This is a genomic window from Brevundimonas guildfordensis, from assembly GCF_014836405.1.
Lineage (GTDB): Bacteria > Pseudomonadota > Alphaproteobacteria > Caulobacterales > Caulobacteraceae > Brevundimonas > Brevundimonas guildfordensis.
This window is the reverse complement of sequence record NZ_JACSQU010000003.1, coordinates 40,005-57,457: the sequence shown is the minus strand read 5'-3', so window position 1 is coordinate 57,457 and position 17,453 is coordinate 40,005. Positions and strand designations below refer to the sequence as shown.

Sequence of the window (17,453 nt, the reverse complement as noted above, 5' to 3'; positions counted from 1 at the left end):
TGCCGGTTCCGCCCGCTACCAAGGGTCGCATGTTGCGCCTGTTCACCGCCATCGCCATTCCCGAGGACGTCGCCGAGACCCTGGCGCGGCGGCAGTCCGGCCTGCCCGGCGCCCGCTGGCGGCCGCTGGATGCGCTGCACGTCACCCTGGCCTTCTATGGCGAGGCGTCAGAGCGCACGGCCGACGACCTGGCCTCTGAACTGACCCGCGCCGAGGGCGGGGGGGCGTTCGAGATCGCCCTGAGTGGCGTCGGCGCCTTTGGCGACGCCCACCGCAGCCACACCCTGTGGGCCGGGCTGGAGCGGTCCGAACCGCTGAACGTCCTGGCCGGACGGTGCCGCGCGGCGGGCGAGCGCGCGGGCGTCCCGCCGGAGAAGCGCGAATACCGGCCCCACGTCACCCTGGCCTATCTGAAGCCGCAGGCGAATCCTGACCGGATCGGCGCCTGGATCGCCGGACACAATCTGCTGAAGTCGCCGCCGATCCGGGTGGATCGCTTCGGCCTCTATTCCAGCGTCCTGACCGGGGACGGCAGCGTCTACACTCTGGAGCGGGAGTATCTGTTGTGATCGAGCGTCCCACCTCGCCCCTCGGCCCCACGCTGGAGACGGAGCGCCTGTTCCTGCGCCCGCCGACGCATGACGACTTCCCGCGCTGGGCCGACTTCATGAGCGACCCTGAGACGACGCGCTTCATCGGCGGCGTGCAGTCGAAGCACGAGGTCTGGCGCGCCATGGCCTCGGTGGCCGGGATGTGGGCGCTGCAGGGCGAGGGCATGTTCTCGGTCATCGAGAAGGCGACCGGCCTGTGGATGGGCCGGATCGGACCGCTGCATCCCTATGACTGGCCGGGCCGCGAAGTGGGCTGGAGCCTGCACCGCGACGCCACGGGCAAGGGCTATGCGGTCGAGGCCGCGGCGGCGACCATGGACTACGCCTTCGACGAACTGGACTGGCCCGACGTCATCCACTGCATCGATCCGGACAACCGCGCCTCGGAAAAGCTGGCCGAGCGCCTGGGCTCGACCAATCGCGGGCCGGGGGCGATCCCGCCGCCGTTCCACGAGCACAAGGTCAATCTGTGGGGGCAGACGCGCGATCAGTGGCAGGAGAACCGGCAGCGCTTGCGGTAGGAACGCAACGGGAACATAAAGGCGCATGCCTGCCGCTGCGCTTCATCTCGAACTGGTCTTCAGCCGTCCCGAAACCACCCTCTCGGTGACGCGAGGGGCCGCTCGGCTGCTGGTCGACATGGGTTATGCGCCTCTGCTGGAGGTCTGCCTGCCCAATGGCCGTCGCGCCGACGTCATGGCCCTGGGCCCCAAGGGCGACATCGTCATCTGCGAAGTGAAGTCGGGGATCGACGACTATCGCGTCGACCGCAAATGGCAGGAGTACGGGCCGTTCTGCGACGCCTTCTACTTCGCCGTGGCGCCGGAGTTCCCGGAGGGCGTCCTGCCGGACGAGCCGGGCCTGATCGTGGCCGACGGCTTCGGCGGGGCGGTGCTGCGCGCGGCGCCCGCCACGCCCCTGGCCCCGGCGCGCCGCAAGGCCCTGACCCTGGCTTTCGCGCGGCTGGGCGCGCTCAGGACGATGCGCGAGTAGAGGTCTATCCGCCCACGGCGTGGAGCGCCGCGCCATGATCGCGCAGCCAGCGGCGGTGCGGGCGATGATCCCCGATCAGTCGAGCCACGACGGCCCAATAGGCCGGGCTGTGGTCGGCGTGGACCAGGTGGGCGACCTCATGCGCGGCCAGGTAGTCGGCCACGGCCGGCGGGGCCATGATGACGCGCCAAGAGTAGCGGATCGAGCGGTTGTGGGGGCTGCACGAGCCCCAGCGCGAGCGGGTGTCGACGATGGACACCCTCACCGGCCCCTGACCCAGCGTCTTCAGGTGGACCTCGGTGCGTTCGGTCAGGAAGTCGCGCGCGGCCCGGCGGAACCAGTTCTCGATCCGGCGAGAGAAAGCCTCGCCCTCGCCGCCTGAGCGCAGCACCGGCCCTTCCTCCGTTTCGATCAGGCGCGCGGCGCCCGCGCCGCCGCTCGCCTCCAGCCGCAGCGGACGGCCCAGCCAGGTGACGACGGCGCCGGGCTCAAACGCCAGAGTCTCGACCCGCGCGGCCAGCCGTTCGGCGATCCATCCGGCCTTGGTGCGGGCGAAGGCCACGACCTCGCCAAGGCGCCGCTCGCTGGGGGCCACGGCCACGGCCTCGCCGACGCGGGCGTCGATGCGGATCGACAGCCGCCTGGCCCGCGGATTGACCGACAGCCGCAGGGCGCCGCCGCCCTCAAGCGGCAGTCGCTGACCGTTCCGGTACGACACTGAGAGCTTCGTTCTGGGCGATGAAATCGCGCACGCGGGGATAAATCTCCTCGCGGAAACGGCGGCCGTTGAAGACGCCGTAGTGGCCGACCTTGGGCTGGACGTAGAGCAGCCGCCGGTCGTCGGGGATGTTGGGCGTCAGGCCGTGGGCCGCCTGGGTCTGGCCGACGCCGGAGATGTCGTCCATCTCGCCCTCGATGGTGGCCAGGCCGATGTCGGTGATGGCCGTCAGATCCACCGTCTGGCGGTGATGCTCAAGCAGGCCGCGCGGCAGCAGATGCTGCTGGAAGACGATGTCGATGGTCTGAAGATAGAATTCCTCGGTCAGGTCCAGCACCGACAGATACTCGTCGTAGAACTGCTCGTGCTTTTCCACGCCGTCGCCGTCGCCCGCCACCAGATCGTCGAAATAGCGGCGATGGGCGTCGACGTGCTTGTCCTCGTTCATCGACATGAAGCTGTAGAGCTGGACAAAGCCCGGATAAACCCGTCGCCCGGCGCCCGGATAGGGCAGGGGCACGGTGTGGATCATGTTCGACTTGAACCAGGTGAAGGGCTTTTCCTCCGCCAGCTGGTTCGTCACGGTCGGCGACAGCCGCGCGTCGATGGGCGAGCCCATGAAGGTCATGGAGGCGGGGCGGTTCGGGTCGTCCTCGGCGGCCATCACGGCGCAGGCGGCCAGCACGGGCGGCCCCGGCTGACAGACGCCGACGACATGGGCGCGCGGCCCGACGGCGGCCAGCATGTCGCGCACGTGGTCGATGTAGTCGTTGAAGTCGAAACGCCCTTCCAGCATCGGCACCTGGCGGGCGTTGGCCCAGTCGGTGACATAGACGTCGTGGTCCTGAAGGAAGGTTTCGACCGTGCCGCGCAGCAGGGTGGCGTAGTGGCCCGACAGCGGGGCCACCATCACCACGGCGGGCGCTGCAGCAGGTTTGCCCGCGCGTTTCAGGTCGCCGATGTTGCGGGCGAAGCGCACCAGGCGGCACCAGGGCGAGGACCACACCACCTGTTCGGTCGTGCGCACGGGCTGGCCGTCGATCTCGATCGTCGCCAGGCCCCAGTCGGGCTTACCGTAGCGGCGCGTCAGGCTTTCGAACACCTCGGCGGCGGCATAGGCGGTGCGGCCGATCGCCGTGTCCGAGGCCGGATTGAGCGGAGAGGTCCAGAACTGGCGGGCCATCTGGGCCCCGATCCGAAACGGAGTCGCCGAATGATAGGCGAGCTCGTGAAAAGCGTAGAGCATGAAACCCCGACTGCGGCCCCCCGCCGATGCGGAACGCTGATCATACAGAATGATGCGCTGCAAAAAAGACCGAGCGCGCCGCGTTCAGGCAAAGGTGATCAGCCCTTCTCCATCGCGTTCTCGATCAGGGTGGCGGTGCGGCTGGGCCCCAGATCGTGGGCGACGGCGCTGCGGAACTTCCCGTCCGGCCCCATCAGATAGACGGTCAGGCCGTGGTTCATGGTGTACCCCTCGCCCTCGCCGACCTTCTGATAGAAGGCGCGGTATTCCTTGGCGACCTGGGCCACCTGTTCCGGCGTGCCGGTCAGGCCGATGACGCCGTCGGGGAAACCGTCCGACGACAGATAGTCCTTCAGCATCTGCGGCGTGTCGCGCGCGGGGTCGATGCTGATGAAGACGATCTGCAGGTCCTTGGCCTTGTCGCCCATCCGTTCCTGCACGGCGTTCAGCACGCCGAGCGTGGTCGGGCAGTAGTCGGGGCAGTAGGTGAAGCCGAAGAAGACCAGGCTCCACTTGCCCTCCAGAATCTTCTCATCGACGACCTGGCCGTCCTGATTGGTCAGGGTGAACGGGCCGCCGACCAGGGGCTGGCCCGTCGCCGAGTCCGTCGTCTGGGCCGCCTGCTGCCGACCGCCGACGACCACCATGGTGATCAGGCCCAGCGCCAGGGCGATGACCGCGCAGGCGGCGGCGAACAGGATGACGGGACGGCGGGGCATGGCCTCTCCTCAGGCGAGAACGACGCGGATCATGGGCGGGCGCGACACGGCGTACCGTGCAGCCGCCCCTCGCCCGGTCTATAGAAGAGGGGTGAGCCCTACAGAAGCCCCCATACCGCCGCACGCCCCGCTGCACCTCCTGGCTCAGGCGGGCGGCGAGCTGGCCGGTCTGCCCGAACTGCCTCGGCGCGGGCGCGGCCTGTCGCTGCGCACCCTGATCGTGCTGCGGTGGCTGGCGGTGATCGGCCAGACCTGCGCCATCCTGACCGCCTATTTCGCCCTGCACTTCCCCTTGCCGTTATGGGAGTGCCTGACGGTGATCGGCGCGGGCGTGGCGATGAACCTGGCCACGATGGCGCGGGCGGGCCGTATCGACGGCAGCCTGCCGGACGGGCCGAGAACCGCCGCCCAGCTGGGTTTCGACATCCTGCAGCTGGCGACCTTGCTGGCCCTGACGGGGGGGCTGGCCAACCCGTTCTGCCTGCTGCTGGTCGCGCCGGTGACCATCGCGGCGGCGGCCCTGCCGGCGCGTCAGGCCGTCATCCTGGGCGTGATGGCCCTGATCGCGGTGGGCTTCCTGTTCTCCTGGTCCCTGCCCCTGCCGTGGCGGCTGCATGAGCATCTGGAGCTGCCGGGCCTCTACCGTCTGGGATTGGGCCTGGCGCTGGTGACCGGGGTGCTGTTCACCGCCGGCTACGCCTGGAAGGTGGCGGCCGACGCCGACAAGCTGGAGCTGGCTCTGGCGACCACGCAGGACGTGCTGCAGCGCGAGCAGAGGCTGGCGGCCCTGGGCGGCCTGGCCGCCGCCGCCGCCCATGAGTTGGGCACGCCGTTGGCCACGATACAGGTCGTCGCCAAGGAGATGCTGCGCGACGCCGCCCCCGGCAGCCCGGCCGCCGAGGACGCCAGCCTGATCCTGCAACAGGCCGAGCGTTGCCGCGCCATCCTGAAACAGCTGTCGGCCCAGCCGCAGGAAGGCGACGCCCTGTTCGCCGACATCGACCTGAAGGCTCTGCTGGAAGAGGTGGCGCAGCCGCATCGGGGCTTCGATCTGGATTTCGACATCAGCCTGAAGGTGCCGCCGGGACAGGCCGCGCCGCGCGTGCGCCGGCTGCCCGAGATCGTCCACGGCCTGTCCACCCTGGTCGAGAACGCCGCCGACTTCGCCACGGCGCGAGTGCAGCTGACGGCGGTGGTTGACGCCGGGTGGATCGAGATCGACATCGTCGACGACGGTCCCGGCTTCTCGTCCGAAATCCTGCCGCGTCTGGGCGAGCCCTATGTGACCAGCCGTCCGCAGGCCAAGGCGCGCCGCGCCCTGGCGGCGCAGATCGCCTCGGCGTCCAGCCCGGCGCGGCGGGGACGGCGCGCGCCGCCGCCGCCGGTCACCGCCCCTATCGCCCCCAGCCAGGGCGGCATGGGGCTGGGCTTCTTCATCGCCCGCACCCTGCTGGAACGCACAGGCGCCAAGGTTTCGGTCGGCGCGGGCGCGCCCGCCAAGGGGCAACCCGGCGGGGCTCTCGTCTCGGTGCGATGGGCCCGCCAGGCGTTGGAGGTCACCGCCTCGGCAATGGATGGCGGCGGAACCTGATGTCGCACTTGCGAGCTTGGCTCTTGACCCTGCGTCGTTGACGCACGACCTGAACCGCAGGAGAATTTCATGTCCGAACTCGAGACCCAGATCGCCGCCCTGAACGACAAGTCCCTGCTGTTGCTGGATGACGATCAGGCCTTGCGCACCCGTTTGGGCCGGGCGTTGGAGACGCGCGGGTTCGCGGTCACCGTCGCCGGTTCTGTGGCCGAGGCCAACGACGCCCTGCGCCAGTCTGTCCCCGCCTTCGCGGTTCTGGACATGCGGCTGGAGGACGGCAACGGCCTGAAGGTGGTCGAAATGATCCGCGAGCGGCGCGAGGACGCCCGCATCGTCATGCTGACCGGCTACGGCGCCATCGCCACGGCCGTGGCGGCGGTCAAGGCGGGCGCGGTCGACTATCTGCAGAAGCCGGCTGACGCCGACGACGTGGTCAAGGCCCTGCTGTCGACCGGCGAAGCGCCTGAGCCGCCTGAAAACCCCATGTCCGCCGACCGGGTGCGCTGGGAGCATATCCAGCGCGTCTATGAACTGTGCGACCACAACGTGTCCGAGACGGCGCGCCGCCTGGGCATGCACCGCCGCACCCTGCAACGCATCCTGGCCAAGCGCGCCCCGCGATAGGCGCAGCCTATCGCGGTCTGATTGCGCGCTATGCTCGCGACGCGGTCGCTCGCGGCGTGAGCGCCTGCCCCTGGGTCAGAAGAACAGCGCGTCCGGGCGACGTTCCTGCTGTGGCGCGGGGGGCGCCTGCGGCGGGGCTGCGCGCGGCGCCGGCGGCTGCTGCGGCTGGGCTGGTAGCGGGCCCTGGCCGTCGATGATCACCGGCGGCGGGGCGTCGTAGGGCGTGGCGGTGGCGTAAGGGTCCTCGACCTGACCCATCAGATCGCCGACCGGATCGGGCGGGATCCAGCCTTCGGGCAGGGGCGGACCGTTGGGAATGGCCTGGACCGCCAGCTTGGGCAGGGCCGCCTCCATGAAGCCGCGCCAGATGGCGGCGGGGGCCGCGCCGCCGGTGACGCGGTTCATCGGCTTGTTGTCGTCCTTGCCGACCCAGACCGCCGCGACGAAGCCGCCGGTGTAGCCCACGAACCAGGCGTCCTTGTAATCCGAGGTGGTGCCGGTCTTGCCGGCGATGTCGCGCCCGCCGATCGCGGCCGAGCGGCCGCTGCCCGAGGTGACGACCCCGCGCAGCATCTGGTTCATGTAGTAGAGCGACGGGTTGTGAATGGCCTGGCCGCCTTCCGACGGGCCGTGGGTGTAGATCACGCGGCCGGACGGGGTGCGGATGCGGCTGATGCCATAGGCGTCGACCCGGCGGCCGCCGTTGGCGAAGGCGTCAAAGGCCTGGGCCATCTCCAGCGGGCTGACCTCGACGGCGCCGAGCGCCATGGACGGCTGCAGGCCGATTTCGCTGGTGATGCCCAGGCGGCGCGCGGCGCGGGCCACGCTGTCGCGTCCGACCTGATCGGCCACATAGGCGGCGACGGTGTTGGTCGACTGGGCCACGGCCTGGGCCAAGGTCATTTGACCGGAGAAGCGGCCGGAGTAATTGCGCGGCGACCAGCCGCCGATGGTGACGGGCTGATCCACGACGGGGGTTTCGGGCGTGTAGCCCGCTTCGACAGCCGCGAGGTAGACGAAGGGTTTCCAGGCCGAGCCGGACTGGCGCCGCGCATCGACGGCGCGGTTGAACTGGCTGTCGCCATAGGAAGCGCCGCCGATCATGGCGCGCACGCGGCCGTCGCCGTCCAGCGCGACCAGGGCCGCCTGCTCGACGCCCTTGCCTTTGTCGCGGTCCAGGATGCGGCGGACGGCGCGCTCGGCGTCGGTTTGCAGGACCAGGTCGAGGGTGGTCTCGACCACCATGTCCTCGGTCGGTTCGCCGACCAGGCCGCGGATCTGCTTGTCCAGCCAGTCGACGAAGTATTGGGCATGCTGGCTGGCCAGGGTCTTGGACACCCGCACTGGCTCGGCCACCGCGGCGTCGCGCTGAGCCGGGGTGATGGCGCCGACCTCGACCATTTCGTTCAGCACGACGTTGGCGCGCCCGGCGGCGCGTTCGCTCTCGGACACGGGCGAATAGCGCGAGGGCGCCTTCAGCAGGCCCGCCAGCAGGGCGGCTTCGCCCACCGTCAGCTTGTCGGCGCTCTTGTCGAAATAGCGCTGCGAGGCGGATTCGATGCCATAGGCGCCGGCGCCGAAATAGACGCGGTTCAGATAGAGGGAGAGAATCTCCTTCTTGGAGAATTTCATCTCCAGCCACACGGCCAGGATCAACTCCTGTACCTTGCGCTTCATGTTCTGATCGGGCGTCAGGAACAGGTTCTTGGCCAGCTGCTGGGTGATGGTCGAGCCGCCCTGGACGACGCGCCCGGCCTTCAGATTCGCCGCCATGGCCCGGCTCATGCCGATCGGGTCGAAGCCGGGGTGGTGATAGAAGCGCCGGTCCTCGATCGCCACGAAGGCGGCCGGCACGTAGTCGGGCAGGGCGTCCATATCGACCGGCGGCGCCATCTGGGTGCCGCGCACGGCGATCAAGGCTCCGGAGCGGTCCAGATAGGTGATCGACGGCTGGCGATCGACCTCATACAGGCTGGAGGTGTCCGGCAGGTCGCGCGCAAACACGGCCAGGAAGACCACGGCGAAGATCAGGCCCCAGACGGCGAGCACCGCGCCCCAGTAGAACAGGCGGCCGACGACGGTTCGGCGCGGGCGTGCTCCACCCTGCTCGTTGCGGTCGGGTCCGCGGTCGTTACGCGCCATGAACATCCCTCTATGCCAGCGACGCGAACCCTAGCCGTTCCTGTCGCTGGCGAAAACGCCCCCGTTTTCGATCACGCCAGCGTGTGCGCCTATTTCGCCGAAAGAATGGCGCGGCGGGCCAGCCAGACGCCGTTCCCGCCGCCGTTCTCAACCACCAGTCCGGCCTGGGTCAGCGCGGCGCGATACGCCTCGGGGGCCAGGCTGCCGTGATAGAGGGCTTCGCCGCGCCACTCGCCGATGGCCTCGCCGTGAGCGGGACCGGCGGTGAACATCAACCGGCCGCGCGGGCTCACGCGCGCAGCCAAGGCCGGCAGGACCGAAGTCTGCGCCTCGGGCGTCAGGTGAAACAGGCTGTGCCAGGCCAGCACGCCGTGAAAAGCCTCGTCCGGCAACTGGGCGCGCATGTCGCCGATCCGCCAGTCGCCGCCGGGCAGGGTCTCGCGGGCATGGGCGATCAGGCCCGGCGAGGCGTCGAGGCCGACGACATCGAACCCGCGCTCCAGCAAGGCGGCGGCCACGGGCCAACCCGAGCCGCAGCCGACATCCAGCACGCGGGCGTGGTGCGGCCAGCCCTGCGTGAAGCGCTCCAGCCAGGCGGCTTCGTTCCCGACGGCTTCATCCTGGCGCAGAGCGACGCCCCGGTCGCGAATCCAGTCGGCCGCCTTGTCCTGATAGAGGCCGACGATCCGATCCGCAGCCGGATGGCTCATTGGGCCAGGAAGGCGTCCAGCGCGCCATGGAAGGCGTCAGGCTGATCGAACATGATGAAGTGGGCGCTGTCGTCGATGCGCTTCAGCTTGGCGCCGGGCAGGGTCGCAAACGACATCTGATAGATGGCGTCGGTGATGGCGTCGGTCATGCGGGCGTCGTTGAATTTGACGTAGAGCACCTCGGTCGGGGCGGTGATCTTGGCCAGTTCGGGCCGCAGGTCCGTGGTCACAAGTTCGCGGAAGGCGGCGGCCGACACCTTCTGGTCGCTGCCTCGCATGTCCTTCAGCGCCTCTTCGCGGCGGCTTTCAGTATTGATCATGCCGTTGATGGCGGTGGTCGCCTGGGCGACGTAGGCTTCGCGCGGGCTGCTGGCCTGGGCGGCCCAGATCTGGTCGGCGACGGGGGCCACGCTTTCGGCTGTGGTTCCTGGCGCGCCGAACATGGCGCCCATGAAGGGGATCATGTCGACGACCATCAGCTTGCCCACCAGGTCCGGATGGCGAGCCGCCAACATCATGCCCACGGTCCCGCCCATCGAATGGCCGACGACGGCCGGCTGCTGCAGTCCCTGTTCACGGATGTAGCGGGCGATTTCCTCGGCCACGGGGGCGGCGACTGGCTGGGGCGCGTCGCCCTGGGCGTTGCCATCGGCTGCGGCGCCGGCGAAACCGGCGATGTGGATGCGGTGCACGCGATAGCGCCCGCCAAGGTGATCCACCGCTGACTGCCAGATGGCGGGTGAGGACGACAGGCCGGGAATGAGGATTAGGTCCGGAGCACCCTCCGGACCGTCGATGCGGACGTGCAGCCGGTCGGACGCGAAGGCCGCGTGCTGCTGACCGTGCGCGGCGGAGTGGTTGACATGACCGTCCTGGGCCACGGCGGGGTGGGCGACGCTGAGCAGGAGGGCGGCGGCGAAGGCGGTGCTGAACAAGACGTATCTCCCCTTTGATGCCGCCATGCTGACGCATCTACTTTGTAATGTAAAGTGCTCTGTGAGGTCTGTGACGACAGAGGCCGCGTCGCTCTGGTAGAGAGGCGACATGAAGACAGTCGCCGCCGATCCCGTCCAGTCGTCACCGCCCGCATCCTACGCGAGAGAGGCGCCGCCGCCCGCACCGCCGACCGCTTTCGGCAAGGGCTTCATCACCGACGCCTGGTATTTCGTCGCCCTGGCGCGCGACGTGCCGGTCGCCAGCCTGAAGCGCTATGAGATCATGGGCGAGCCGGTCCTGATCGGCCGCACCCGCGCGGGCGAGGTCTATGGCCTGCGCGACATCTGCCCTCACCGCGCCGCGCCCTTGTCGGCCGGGCGGCTGGTCGAGAAGCCGGGCGAGGGCGAGACGATCGAATGCCCCTATCACGGCTGGCGCTTCCGGCCCGATGGCGTGTGCGCGGCCATCCCGTCGCTGGTCGAGGATCAGGCGTTCGAGGCTGAGCGCATCAAGGTCCGGTCATATCCGGTGCGCGAGAGCCAGGGCATGGTCTTCGTCTGGATGGCGGCCGACGCGCGCAACCCGTCCGAGCCCGACCAGGAGCCGCCGCTGTTCCCCGGCGCGGTGGGCCAGCCGCGCCTGGTCGAGGCGATGGATTTCGACAGCCATATCGACCACGCCGTCGTCGGTCTCATGGACCCCGCGCACGGCCCTTACGTCCACCAACAGTGGTGGTGGCGGTCCGAACATTCGATGCACGAGAAGGCCAAGACCTTCGCTCCGGTCGACTTCGGCTGGGCGATGGTGCGCCATGCCCCGTCCTCGAACAGCCGTCTGTACAAGGTGCTGGGCGGGGCGCCCGCGACCGAGATCACCTTCCGCCTGCCGGGCTATCGCTGGGAGCATATCCAGGTGGGCGCCAAGCAGGTGCTGGCCCTGACCTGCCTGACGCCGGTGAGCGAGACCAAGACCCGCATCACCCAGATCTTCTGGTCCGACCACTGGGTGTTCGGCATCGCCAAGCCCTTCCTCCGGATGGGGGTCGTCGCCTTCCTGAAGCAGGACGGCGGCATGGTGAACCTGCAGAACGAAGGGCTGAAATACGACCCGGCCCTGATCTGGATCGACGACGCCGACAGACAGGCCAAATGGTATCAGCAGCTGAAGCGCGAATGGCTGAAGAGCCGCGCCGAGGGCCGCGCCTTCGTCAATCCGATCAAGGAGACGGTGCTGCGCTGGAAGAGCTGACGGCGAAGGTCGACCGGAGGAACGCTGGCCGTTCCGGGCGGAACGGCGCAATCATGCGCTCATGAAGCCGGTCGCGCACCTCTTTCGTCTGCATCTCGCCCTGTGGTTGGGCATGGCGGTGATGGCGGTCGCGAGCGCCCTTGCGCCGGCCGCCTGGGGCTGGCCGACGCGGCTGGCGGTCGCGTGGGACGCCGGCGTAGCGGCCTTTCTGTTGTTGACCTTCCTGCGGTTGAGCCGAACGCGATCGGTGGCGATGATCCGCGCGCGGTCGGCGGAACTGGACCAGGCGGGCGGGGCGGTGCTGCCGCTCAGCCTGCTGGCGGCGGGGGCCAGCGTCTTCGTCATCGTCTTCATGGCGGCGTCGGGCGGTAAGCCGACGGCGGCGGCGGCGGCGCTGACCGTCGCCACCATCGCCCTGAGCTGGCTGTTCGTGCAGACGATCTTCACCTTGCATTACGCCCATGAATTCTATGCGCCCGCCGAAGCCGGCGATGGCGACCGACAGGGCCTGATGTTTCCGGGAGAGGAAGACGCCGACTATTGGGACTTCCTGCATTTCGCCCTGATCATCGGCGTGGCGAACCAGACCGCCGACGTGCAGATTTCCAGCCAGCGCCTGCGCCGCATCGCCACCGTCCACAGCATCGTGGCCTGGCTGTTCAACACGGTGATCCTGGCCCTGGCCGTCAATCTGGCGGTCAGCCTGTTGTAGGCTTTTGCCGGCTTCGCCTTGACTTGGCCGCTATTGAAGGCCATTTGCGCTGCATCGCACAATGCGGTGACCGGCGCGTTCCAGCGCGTGTTGGGCTTCCCTCACCGGAAGACCTGTCTGTCGAGCGGCCGGATCATTCGATTTCATACGTCGTCCATACACGCGGGGCGGCGCCCGTTCCCCGCCCGATTTCGGGCAGGCGACGTGCGCCCTTTTGTGAAGGTCTGGTTCGTCCAGACGCGCGCGCCGCCGTTCGTGAAAGACAGACGTGAGCGACACTCTTACTTTTGAATCGATGGGCCTGAACAAGGCTCTGCTGACCGCCCTGGCCGCGACCGGCTATGAGAAGCCGACGCCGATCCAGGCCAAGTCCATCCCCGACGTGATGAAGGGCAAGGACCTGCTGGGCATCGCTCAGACCGGCACCGGCAAGACGGCGGCCTTCGCCCTGCCGATCCTGCATCGCCTGGCCGAGAACCGCGTGGCGCCCAAGCCGCGCACCACCCGCGCCCTGATCCTGAGCCCCACGCGCGAACTGGCGACCCAGATCGCCGACAGCTTCAAGCAATACGGCGCCCACCTGGGCTTCCGCGTGGCCGTGATCTTCGGCGGCGTGAAGTACGGCCCGCAGGAACGCGCCCTGCAACAGGGTCTCGACGTGCTGGTGGCCGCGCCCGGCCGCCTGCTGGACCATATCCAGCAAAAGACGCTGGACCTGTCTCAGACGGAAATCTTCGTCCTGGACGAGGCCGACCAGATGCTGGACCTGGGCTTCATCAAGCCGATCCGCCAGATCGTCAGCCGCATTCCGGCCAAGCGCCAGAACCTGTTCTTCTCGGCCACCATGCCGTCGGAGATCGGCAAGCTGGCGGGCGAGCTGCTGAAGGATCCGGTCAAGGTCCAGGTCACGCCGCAAGCCACCACGGTCGAGCGCATCAAGCAGTCGGTGATCTGGGTCGAACAGGGCAAGAAGCGCGCCCTGCTGACCGAGCTGTTCTCTGATCCCGCCTATACGCGCTGCCTGGTCTTCACCAAGACCAAGCACGGCGCCGACAAGGTCGCGGCCTATCTGGAGGCCGGCGGCGTCGAGGCCGGGGCCATCCACGGCAATAAGAGCCAGCCCCAGCGCGAGCGCGCGCTTGAAGCCTTCAAGAACGGCAAGCTGCGCGTCCTGGTCGCCACCGACATCGCCGCGCGCGGCATCGACGTGGACAAGGTCACCCACGTGGTGAACTTCGAGCTGCCCTATGTGCCGGAAGCCTATGTCCACCGCATCGGCCGTACGGCCCGCGCGGGCAAGGACGGCACGGCCATCAGCTTCGTCGCCGGCGACGAGATGAAGCTGCTGAAGGACATCGAGAAGGTCACGCGCCAGAAGATCCCCGCGATCGACCGTCGCAACGACAAGGCCCTGGCCCAGCTGGACGCCTCCATCATGGCGGCGGGCGTGGCCAAGAAGGCGACGCTCCCCGAGCGCGAGGGTCGCTCGGACGGCGAAGGCCGAGGGGGACGGGGCCGCGGCGGTCGCAACCCGCACCGCGAAGGCGTCAAGCAGGAGGGCGGCGGTCAGCCGCACCGCCAGCGTCGCGGCCGCAACGGCGCGCCTGCGGCCGAGCGTCCGGCGGTCGCCTATGATCCGATGGCGGGCGACCGCGCCCGCTCGTCGGTGCGCGCCGCGCCTGCGGCCGAGCCCAAGCCGGTCGGCGAGCTGCAGCGCCGTCCGCGCCGTCGCCGCCCGTCGAACGGCGGCAAGGGCCACGGCGCTCAAGGCTGAGGCAGCTTTTTCCTCCCCACTTTGTGGGGAGGGGGACCACGAAGTGGTGGAGGGGCCTGACCGTCAGCGGAACCAAGCGGCCCCTCCGTCGCGTTCGCTGCCGCGACCGATCCACCTCCTCATTGCATCGGGAGGATAAAAAAACGGCGGCTCCTTTGGCGGGAGCCGCCGTTTCCGTATTCGTCGTCAGATGGGGATCAGAAGGCCCAGCGGGCGCCGATCGAAGCCACCAGGGCCGAGCCTTCGGCCTCGCCGCGCAGGTGCGAGGTCACGGCCGCCGGGGTCCCGGCGTAGAAGGTGCGGTCGTCGTGGATCGTCGAGTCGCTGAAGGCGATGTAGGTCAGGCCCGCATCGAAGGTGACGCCTTCAGTGACCTCGGTCGAGCCGCCGACCGAGAACAGCCAGCGGTCGGCGTCCGGAATGCGGGCCGTGCGCAGGCTGTCGCGGGTCGGGGTCGGGTCGTAGCCGACGCCAGCGCGCAGGGTGGTCTTGTCGCTGAGGGCGTAGTCCAGGCCCACGGCGCCGGTGGTGACGTCCTTGTAGTTTTGCTCAATGACGTCGCCGCCGTTCGGATATTGAACTCGGATGGCGTCGAATTCCGACCAGCCGATACGGTTGACCTGGGCGTTCAGCGTCAGCTTGTCGTTGACGGCGTAGCGCACCGAGGCCGAGGCGAACCACGGAGTGTTGAAGCTGGCCGTGCCGCCGGCGGTTACACTGTTGGGCGCCAGCGGGCCGGTCAGGGCGATGGCGATATCCCCGTCCAGTTCATGCTCGATCTTCGAGCGATAGGACAGGCCGAAGTCCCACGGACCCTTGTGGACCTGCGCCCCGACGTTCCAGCCGAAGTCCCAGCCGTCGCCTTCCAACGAGGAGGAGCCGTCCGGCAGCAGGGGCGAGACCGAGGGCATGGCCGACGTCAGCTTGGCCTTGACGTATTGCGCGCTCACGCCGGCGCCGACGTCCAGCCAGTCGTTGACCTGATAGGCCAGGTTCACGCTGGCGTCGCCCGAGCGCAGCTCCGACGTCAGGGCGTCATAGCGAGCGAAGGAGCCCTGCTCGTACTTGGTGGTGAAGTTGTAGGGGGCGGCCACGGCGACGCCGAGGGCGAAGCGGTCGCCGATCGGAGTGGCGAAGGCGAAGTTCGGCACCAGGCCGCTTTCGATCGGGTCGACTTCGGTGTTGCGCGGGTTGACCACCGGCACGTCCACGCCGCCCGGATAGGTGACGTAGGAGCCGGTGTTCTTCACTTCGGATTCAATGCGGATGGCGTGCAGGCCGACGGAGACTTCGCGGCCGCTGCGCGCGATCGAGGCGGGGTTCCACCACATCGAGCCGACGCCACGATCGGCGGCCTCGCCCGAAAAGGCGCGTCCGGTGCCGCGGACGGACTGCTCTTGCAGATAGAAGGAGCCGGCGAGGGCCGGGGCGGCCACGCCTGTCATCAGTAGGGTGGTCAGAGCCAGGCCGCCGAGGCGGGCCATGTTCCTGGGGGTCATTTACGCTTCACCTATGTCGAGGGCCGGCCATTGAAAAGCGGACGGCCTTTGTTCGGGGAGAGCCGCCACGCCGCCATCACAGCGTCCGTGTCATGAAAGCGTTGCGTCCAAGGCTGGTGTCGGACGGCTTCTCGGCGAAAAAGTGGCGCAAAGCGCGCGCAAGCTCACACCTTGGTGAGGTTACGTCGCGGCAATTTCGATGCCTGCCGAACGGAGGTCGGCGGCTAAATCGTGTTCCGCTGCGTCAACTTCGGGCTGGTTCCTTCCGCGGATGACCAGTTGGGTTCCGGTCTCGCTGGGCCTATGGCCGCCGCTGAGGCCGAAGGGGTAAGAGCCAAAGGAAAGGTGCGGCCGCGCCTCGGCGGCGGCGCGCAGGATGTCGGCCACGGCGCCCTCGCCGACGCCGACCACGCGCAGCGACCGGCTGTGCACCGGGGCGCCGGTTCTCAGGCGTGGGGCCACGTCGTCCAGCATGGCCTCCATGATCTTGGGCACGCCGGCCATGACGAAGACATTCTCGACCTGAAAGCCCGGCGCGTCGCTGACCGGATTGGCGATCAGCACGCCGCCTTCGGGCACGCGGGCCATGCGGCGCCGCGCGGCGTTGAACTCGCCCGGGCCATAGCGGCGCTCAAGGATGGCGAGCGCCTCTGGGTGCTCACCGACCGGCACGTCGAAGGCGGCGCCGACCGCATCGGCGGTGATGTCGTCATGGGTCGGGCCGATGCCGCCGGTGGTGAAGACATAGTCGTGCGTCGCGCGAAGGGCGTTCAGGGCCGCGACGATCTGGTCCTGACGGTCGCCGACCACCCGGGCCTCCATCAGGTCGACGCCCAACGGCGCCAGGAAGCGGGCCAGGGTATTCAGATTGCTGTCGCGGGTGCGGCCCGACAGGATCTCGTCGCCGATGATCAGGACGGCGGCGGTGGGGGCGGGTTGGGGCGAGGGCTGGGACATGCTCCCTAGATAGGAAACGCGCGTCCCTGCGTCAGCGGCGAGCCCTGACGGCCTTGAGGTTTTGTGCTAGTCTGACCATCTGAAGTCCTGAAAGTCGTTTCTTCGCCCGACCCGCCTGATTGCGGAGCGCGCGCCTCCCCGAAAGCCGAGCATGTACGAGACCCCTGACCTGGAAACCGACGTTTTCGTCCGCAGCCACGAGATCCGCATCTATGACGCGGAAGGGTTCGAGGGGATGCGCAAGGCGGGCCGTCTGGTCGCCGAGGCGCTGGACATGATCGGCGAGCATGTGAAGCCGGGTGTGACCACGGGCGAGCTGGACGATCTGGTGCGCGAGTTCACCCTGGACAACGGCGGCACGCCCGCCTGCCTCGGCTACAAGGGCTACACCAAGACGGTCTGCACCTCGATCAACCACGTCGTCTGCCACGGCATTCCCGGCGACAAGGTTCTGAAGGAAGGCGACATCGTCAACATCGACCATACGGTCATCGTCGACGGCTGGCACGGCGACAGCAGCCGGATGTATCCGGTCGGCGAGATCAACGCCCGCGCCAAGCGGCTGATCGACGTCACCTATGACTCGCTGGACCTGGGTCTGGCTCAGATCAAGCCGGGCAACACCTTCGGCGACATCGGCTTCGCCATCCAGAAGTTCGTCGAGGCCCAGCGCATGAGCGTGGTGCGCGACTTCTGCGGCCACGGCATCGGCCGGGTGTTCCACGACAGCCCCAACGTCCTGCACTACGGCCGTCGCGGCGAGGGCGCGGTGCTGAAGCCGGGCATGTTCTTCACGGTCGAGCCGATGGTGAACCTGGGCAAGCCGGCGGTGAAGGTGCTGTCGGACGGCTGGACCGCCGTGACGCGCGACAAGTCGCTGTCGTCGCAGTGCGAACATTCGATCGGCGTGACCGAGGACGGGCTGGAAATCTTCACCGCTTCGCCCAAGGGCCTGTTCCGCCCGAAATTCTGA

The 17,453-nt window shown here is 68.6% G+C and carries 17 protein-coding genes; 9 read left to right on the top strand and 8 right to left on the bottom strand.

Annotated elements, in window-relative coordinates:
• The first annotated feature begins 29 nt into the window (after positions 1-29).
• Genes thpR through mmcB form a run of 3 tightly spaced genes read left to right on the top strand, consistent with a single transcriptional unit; the run spans position 30 to position 1,604 of the window.
• On the top strand, positions 30-569 hold the full coding sequence (gene thpR / locus H9656_RS11805) for an RNA 2',3'-cyclic phosphodiesterase (RefSeq protein WP_191744466.1): 540 nt from the start codon (positions 30-32) through the stop codon (positions 567-569).
• Complete coding sequence (locus tag H9656_RS11800; RefSeq protein ID WP_191744465.1) at positions 566-1,132, top strand: GNAT family N-acetyltransferase; 567 nt, start codon at positions 566-568, stop codon at positions 1,130-1,132. The genes thpR and H9656_RS11800 overlap by 4 nt, the downstream gene beginning before the upstream one ends.
• A 25-nt stretch (positions 1,133-1,157) precedes the next feature.
• Positions 1,158-1,604, top strand: coding sequence for a DNA repair putative endonuclease MmcB (gene mmcB / locus H9656_RS11795; RefSeq protein ID WP_191744464.1), 447 nt, complete (start codon positions 1,158-1,160; stop codon positions 1,602-1,604).
• A 4-nt stretch (positions 1,605-1,608) separates the two neighbouring features.
• Here the strand turns inward: mmcB and H9656_RS11790 are convergent, their stop codons facing one another.
• The 3 genes from H9656_RS11790 to H9656_RS11780 all read right to left on the bottom strand — a co-directional run bounded on the left by H9656_RS11790 (position 1,609) and on the right by H9656_RS11780 (position 4,287).
• Positions 1,609-2,322: a M48 family metallopeptidase gene (locus H9656_RS11790; RefSeq protein ID WP_191744463.1), complete on the bottom strand. Its 714-nt coding sequence runs from the start codon at positions 2,320-2,322 to the stop codon at positions 1,609-1,611.
• The gene (locus tag H9656_RS11785; RefSeq protein ID WP_191744462.1) at positions 2,288-3,568 is read right to left on the bottom strand and encodes a polyhydroxyalkanoate depolymerase; all 1,281 of its coding nucleotides are present in this window, start codon (positions 3,566-3,568) and stop codon (positions 2,288-2,290) included. The genes H9656_RS11790 and H9656_RS11785 overlap by 35 nt, the downstream gene beginning before the upstream one ends.
• A 98-nt stretch (positions 3,569-3,666) precedes the next feature.
• Positions 3,667-4,287, bottom strand: coding sequence for an SCO family protein (locus H9656_RS11780; protein WP_191744461.1), 621 nt, complete (start codon positions 4,285-4,287; stop codon positions 3,667-3,669).
• Between the two features lie 91 nt (positions 4,288-4,378).
• Here H9656_RS11780 and H9656_RS11775 point away from each other — a divergent pair, with 91 nt between their 5' ends.
• Together H9656_RS11775 and H9656_RS11770 are read left to right on the top strand one after the other, a co-directional pair.
• Positions 4,379-5,878: an ActS/PrrB/RegB family redox-sensitive histidine kinase gene (locus H9656_RS11775; RefSeq protein ID WP_191744460.1), complete on the top strand. Its 1,500-nt coding sequence runs from the start codon at positions 4,379-4,381 to the stop codon at positions 5,876-5,878.
• A gap of 69 nt (positions 5,879-5,947) precedes the next feature.
• Positions 5,948-6,502 (top strand): ActR/PrrA/RegA family redox response regulator transcription factor, encoded by a 555-nt coding sequence (locus tag H9656_RS11770; RefSeq protein ID WP_191744459.1) that lies wholly within the window; start codon positions 5,948-5,950, stop codon positions 6,500-6,502.
• 75 nt (positions 6,503-6,577) lie between these two features.
• Here the strand turns inward: H9656_RS11770 and H9656_RS11765 are convergent, their stop codons facing one another.
• The 3 genes from H9656_RS11765 to H9656_RS11755 all read right to left on the bottom strand — a co-directional run bounded on the left by H9656_RS11765 (position 6,578) and on the right by H9656_RS11755 (position 10,289).
• Positions 6,578-8,650, bottom strand: coding sequence for a transglycosylase domain-containing protein (locus H9656_RS11765; RefSeq protein ID WP_191744458.1), 2,073 nt, complete (start codon positions 8,648-8,650; stop codon positions 6,578-6,580).
• Positions 8,651-8,733: 83 nt separating this feature from the next.
• Positions 8,734-9,354: a class I SAM-dependent methyltransferase gene (locus tag H9656_RS11760; protein WP_191744457.1), complete on the bottom strand. Its 621-nt coding sequence runs from the start codon at positions 9,352-9,354 to the stop codon at positions 8,734-8,736.
• Positions 9,351-10,289 (bottom strand): alpha/beta fold hydrolase, encoded by a 939-nt coding sequence (locus tag H9656_RS11755; protein ID WP_225212502.1) that lies wholly within the window; start codon positions 10,287-10,289, stop codon positions 9,351-9,353. Before H9656_RS11755 ends, H9656_RS11760 begins: the two co-directional genes overlap by 4 nt.
• A gap of 109 nt (positions 10,290-10,398) precedes the next feature.
• On the opposite strand from H9656_RS11755, the gene H9656_RS11750 reads away from it, so the two are divergent.
• The 3 genes from H9656_RS11750 to H9656_RS11740 all read left to right on the top strand — a co-directional run bounded on the left by H9656_RS11750 (position 10,399) and on the right by H9656_RS11740 (position 14,024).
• A complete protein-coding gene (locus H9656_RS11750; protein ID WP_191744455.1) occupies positions 10,399-11,538 on the top strand; it encodes an aromatic ring-hydroxylating oxygenase subunit alpha in 1,140 nt (379 codons plus the stop codon).
• 61 nt (positions 11,539-11,599) lie between these two features.
• Positions 11,600-12,250, top strand: a complete 651-nt coding sequence (locus H9656_RS11745) for a DUF1345 domain-containing protein (protein WP_191744454.1) — start codon at positions 11,600-11,602, stop codon at positions 12,248-12,250.
• A 268-nt stretch (positions 12,251-12,518) separates the two neighbouring features.
• Complete coding sequence (locus H9656_RS11740) at positions 12,519-14,024, top strand: DEAD/DEAH box helicase (protein WP_404821568.1); 1,506 nt, start codon at positions 12,519-12,521, stop codon at positions 14,022-14,024.
• A 197-nt stretch (positions 14,025-14,221) separates the two neighbouring features.
• Here H9656_RS11740 and H9656_RS11735 read toward each other — a convergent pair whose 3' ends face one another.
• Positions 14,222-15,523 (bottom strand): OmpP1/FadL family transporter, encoded by a 1,302-nt coding sequence (locus H9656_RS11735; protein WP_191744453.1) that lies wholly within the window; start codon positions 15,521-15,523, stop codon positions 14,222-14,224.
• Positions 15,524-15,703: 180 nt separating this feature from the next.
• Positions 15,704-16,480, bottom strand: a complete 777-nt coding sequence (locus H9656_RS11730; RefSeq protein ID WP_191744452.1) for a competence/damage-inducible protein A — start codon at positions 16,478-16,480, stop codon at positions 15,704-15,706.
• A gap of 151 nt (positions 16,481-16,631) precedes the next feature.
• On the opposite strand from H9656_RS11730, the gene map reads away from it, so the two are divergent.
• Positions 16,632-17,453: a type I methionyl aminopeptidase gene (map, locus tag H9656_RS11725; RefSeq protein ID WP_191744451.1), complete on the top strand. Its 822-nt coding sequence runs from the start codon at positions 16,632-16,634 to the stop codon at positions 17,451-17,453.

What these genes read in the sequence shown, in the direction of transcription:
- thpR (WP_191744466.1), top strand. Translation starts at nt 30, where the DNA reads ATGTTGCGCCTGTTCACCGCCATCGCCATTCCCGAGGACGTCGCCGAG.
- mmcB (WP_191744464.1), top strand. Translation starts at nt 1,158, where the DNA reads ATGCCTGCCGCTGCGCTTCATCTCGAACTGGTCTTCAGCCGTCCCGAA.
- H9656_RS11785 (WP_191744462.1), bottom strand. Translation starts at nt 3,568, where the DNA reads ATGCTCTACGCTTTTCACGAGCTCGCCTATCATTCGGCGACTCCGTTT.
- H9656_RS11780 (WP_191744461.1), bottom strand. Translation starts at nt 4,287, where the DNA reads ATGCCCCGCCGTCCCGTCATCCTGTTCGCCGCCGCCTGCGCGGTCATC.
- H9656_RS11770 (WP_191744459.1), top strand. Translation starts at nt 5,948, where the DNA reads ATGTCCGAACTCGAGACCCAGATCGCCGCCCTGAACGACAAGTCCCTG.
- H9656_RS11765 (WP_191744458.1), bottom strand. Translation starts at nt 8,650, where the DNA reads ATGTTCATGGCGCGTAACGACCGCGGACCCGACCGCAACGAGCAGGGT.
- H9656_RS11760 (WP_191744457.1), bottom strand. Translation starts at nt 9,354, where the DNA reads ATGAGCCATCCGGCTGCGGATCGGATCGTCGGCCTCTATCAGGACAAG.
- H9656_RS11750 (WP_191744455.1), top strand. Translation starts at nt 10,399, where the DNA reads ATGAAGACAGTCGCCGCCGATCCCGTCCAGTCGTCACCGCCCGCATCC.
- H9656_RS11745 (WP_191744454.1), top strand. Translation starts at nt 11,600, where the DNA reads ATGAAGCCGGTCGCGCACCTCTTTCGTCTGCATCTCGCCCTGTGGTTG.
- H9656_RS11735 (WP_191744453.1), bottom strand. Translation starts at nt 15,523, where the DNA reads ATGACCCCCAGGAACATGGCCCGCCTCGGCGGCCTGGCTCTGACCACC.
- H9656_RS11730 (WP_191744452.1), bottom strand. Translation starts at nt 16,480, where the DNA reads ATGTCCCAGCCCTCGCCCCAACCCGCCCCCACCGCCGCCGTCCTGATC.
- map (WP_191744451.1), top strand. Translation starts at nt 16,632, where the DNA reads ATGTACGAGACCCCTGACCTGGAAACCGACGTTTTCGTCCGCAGCCAC.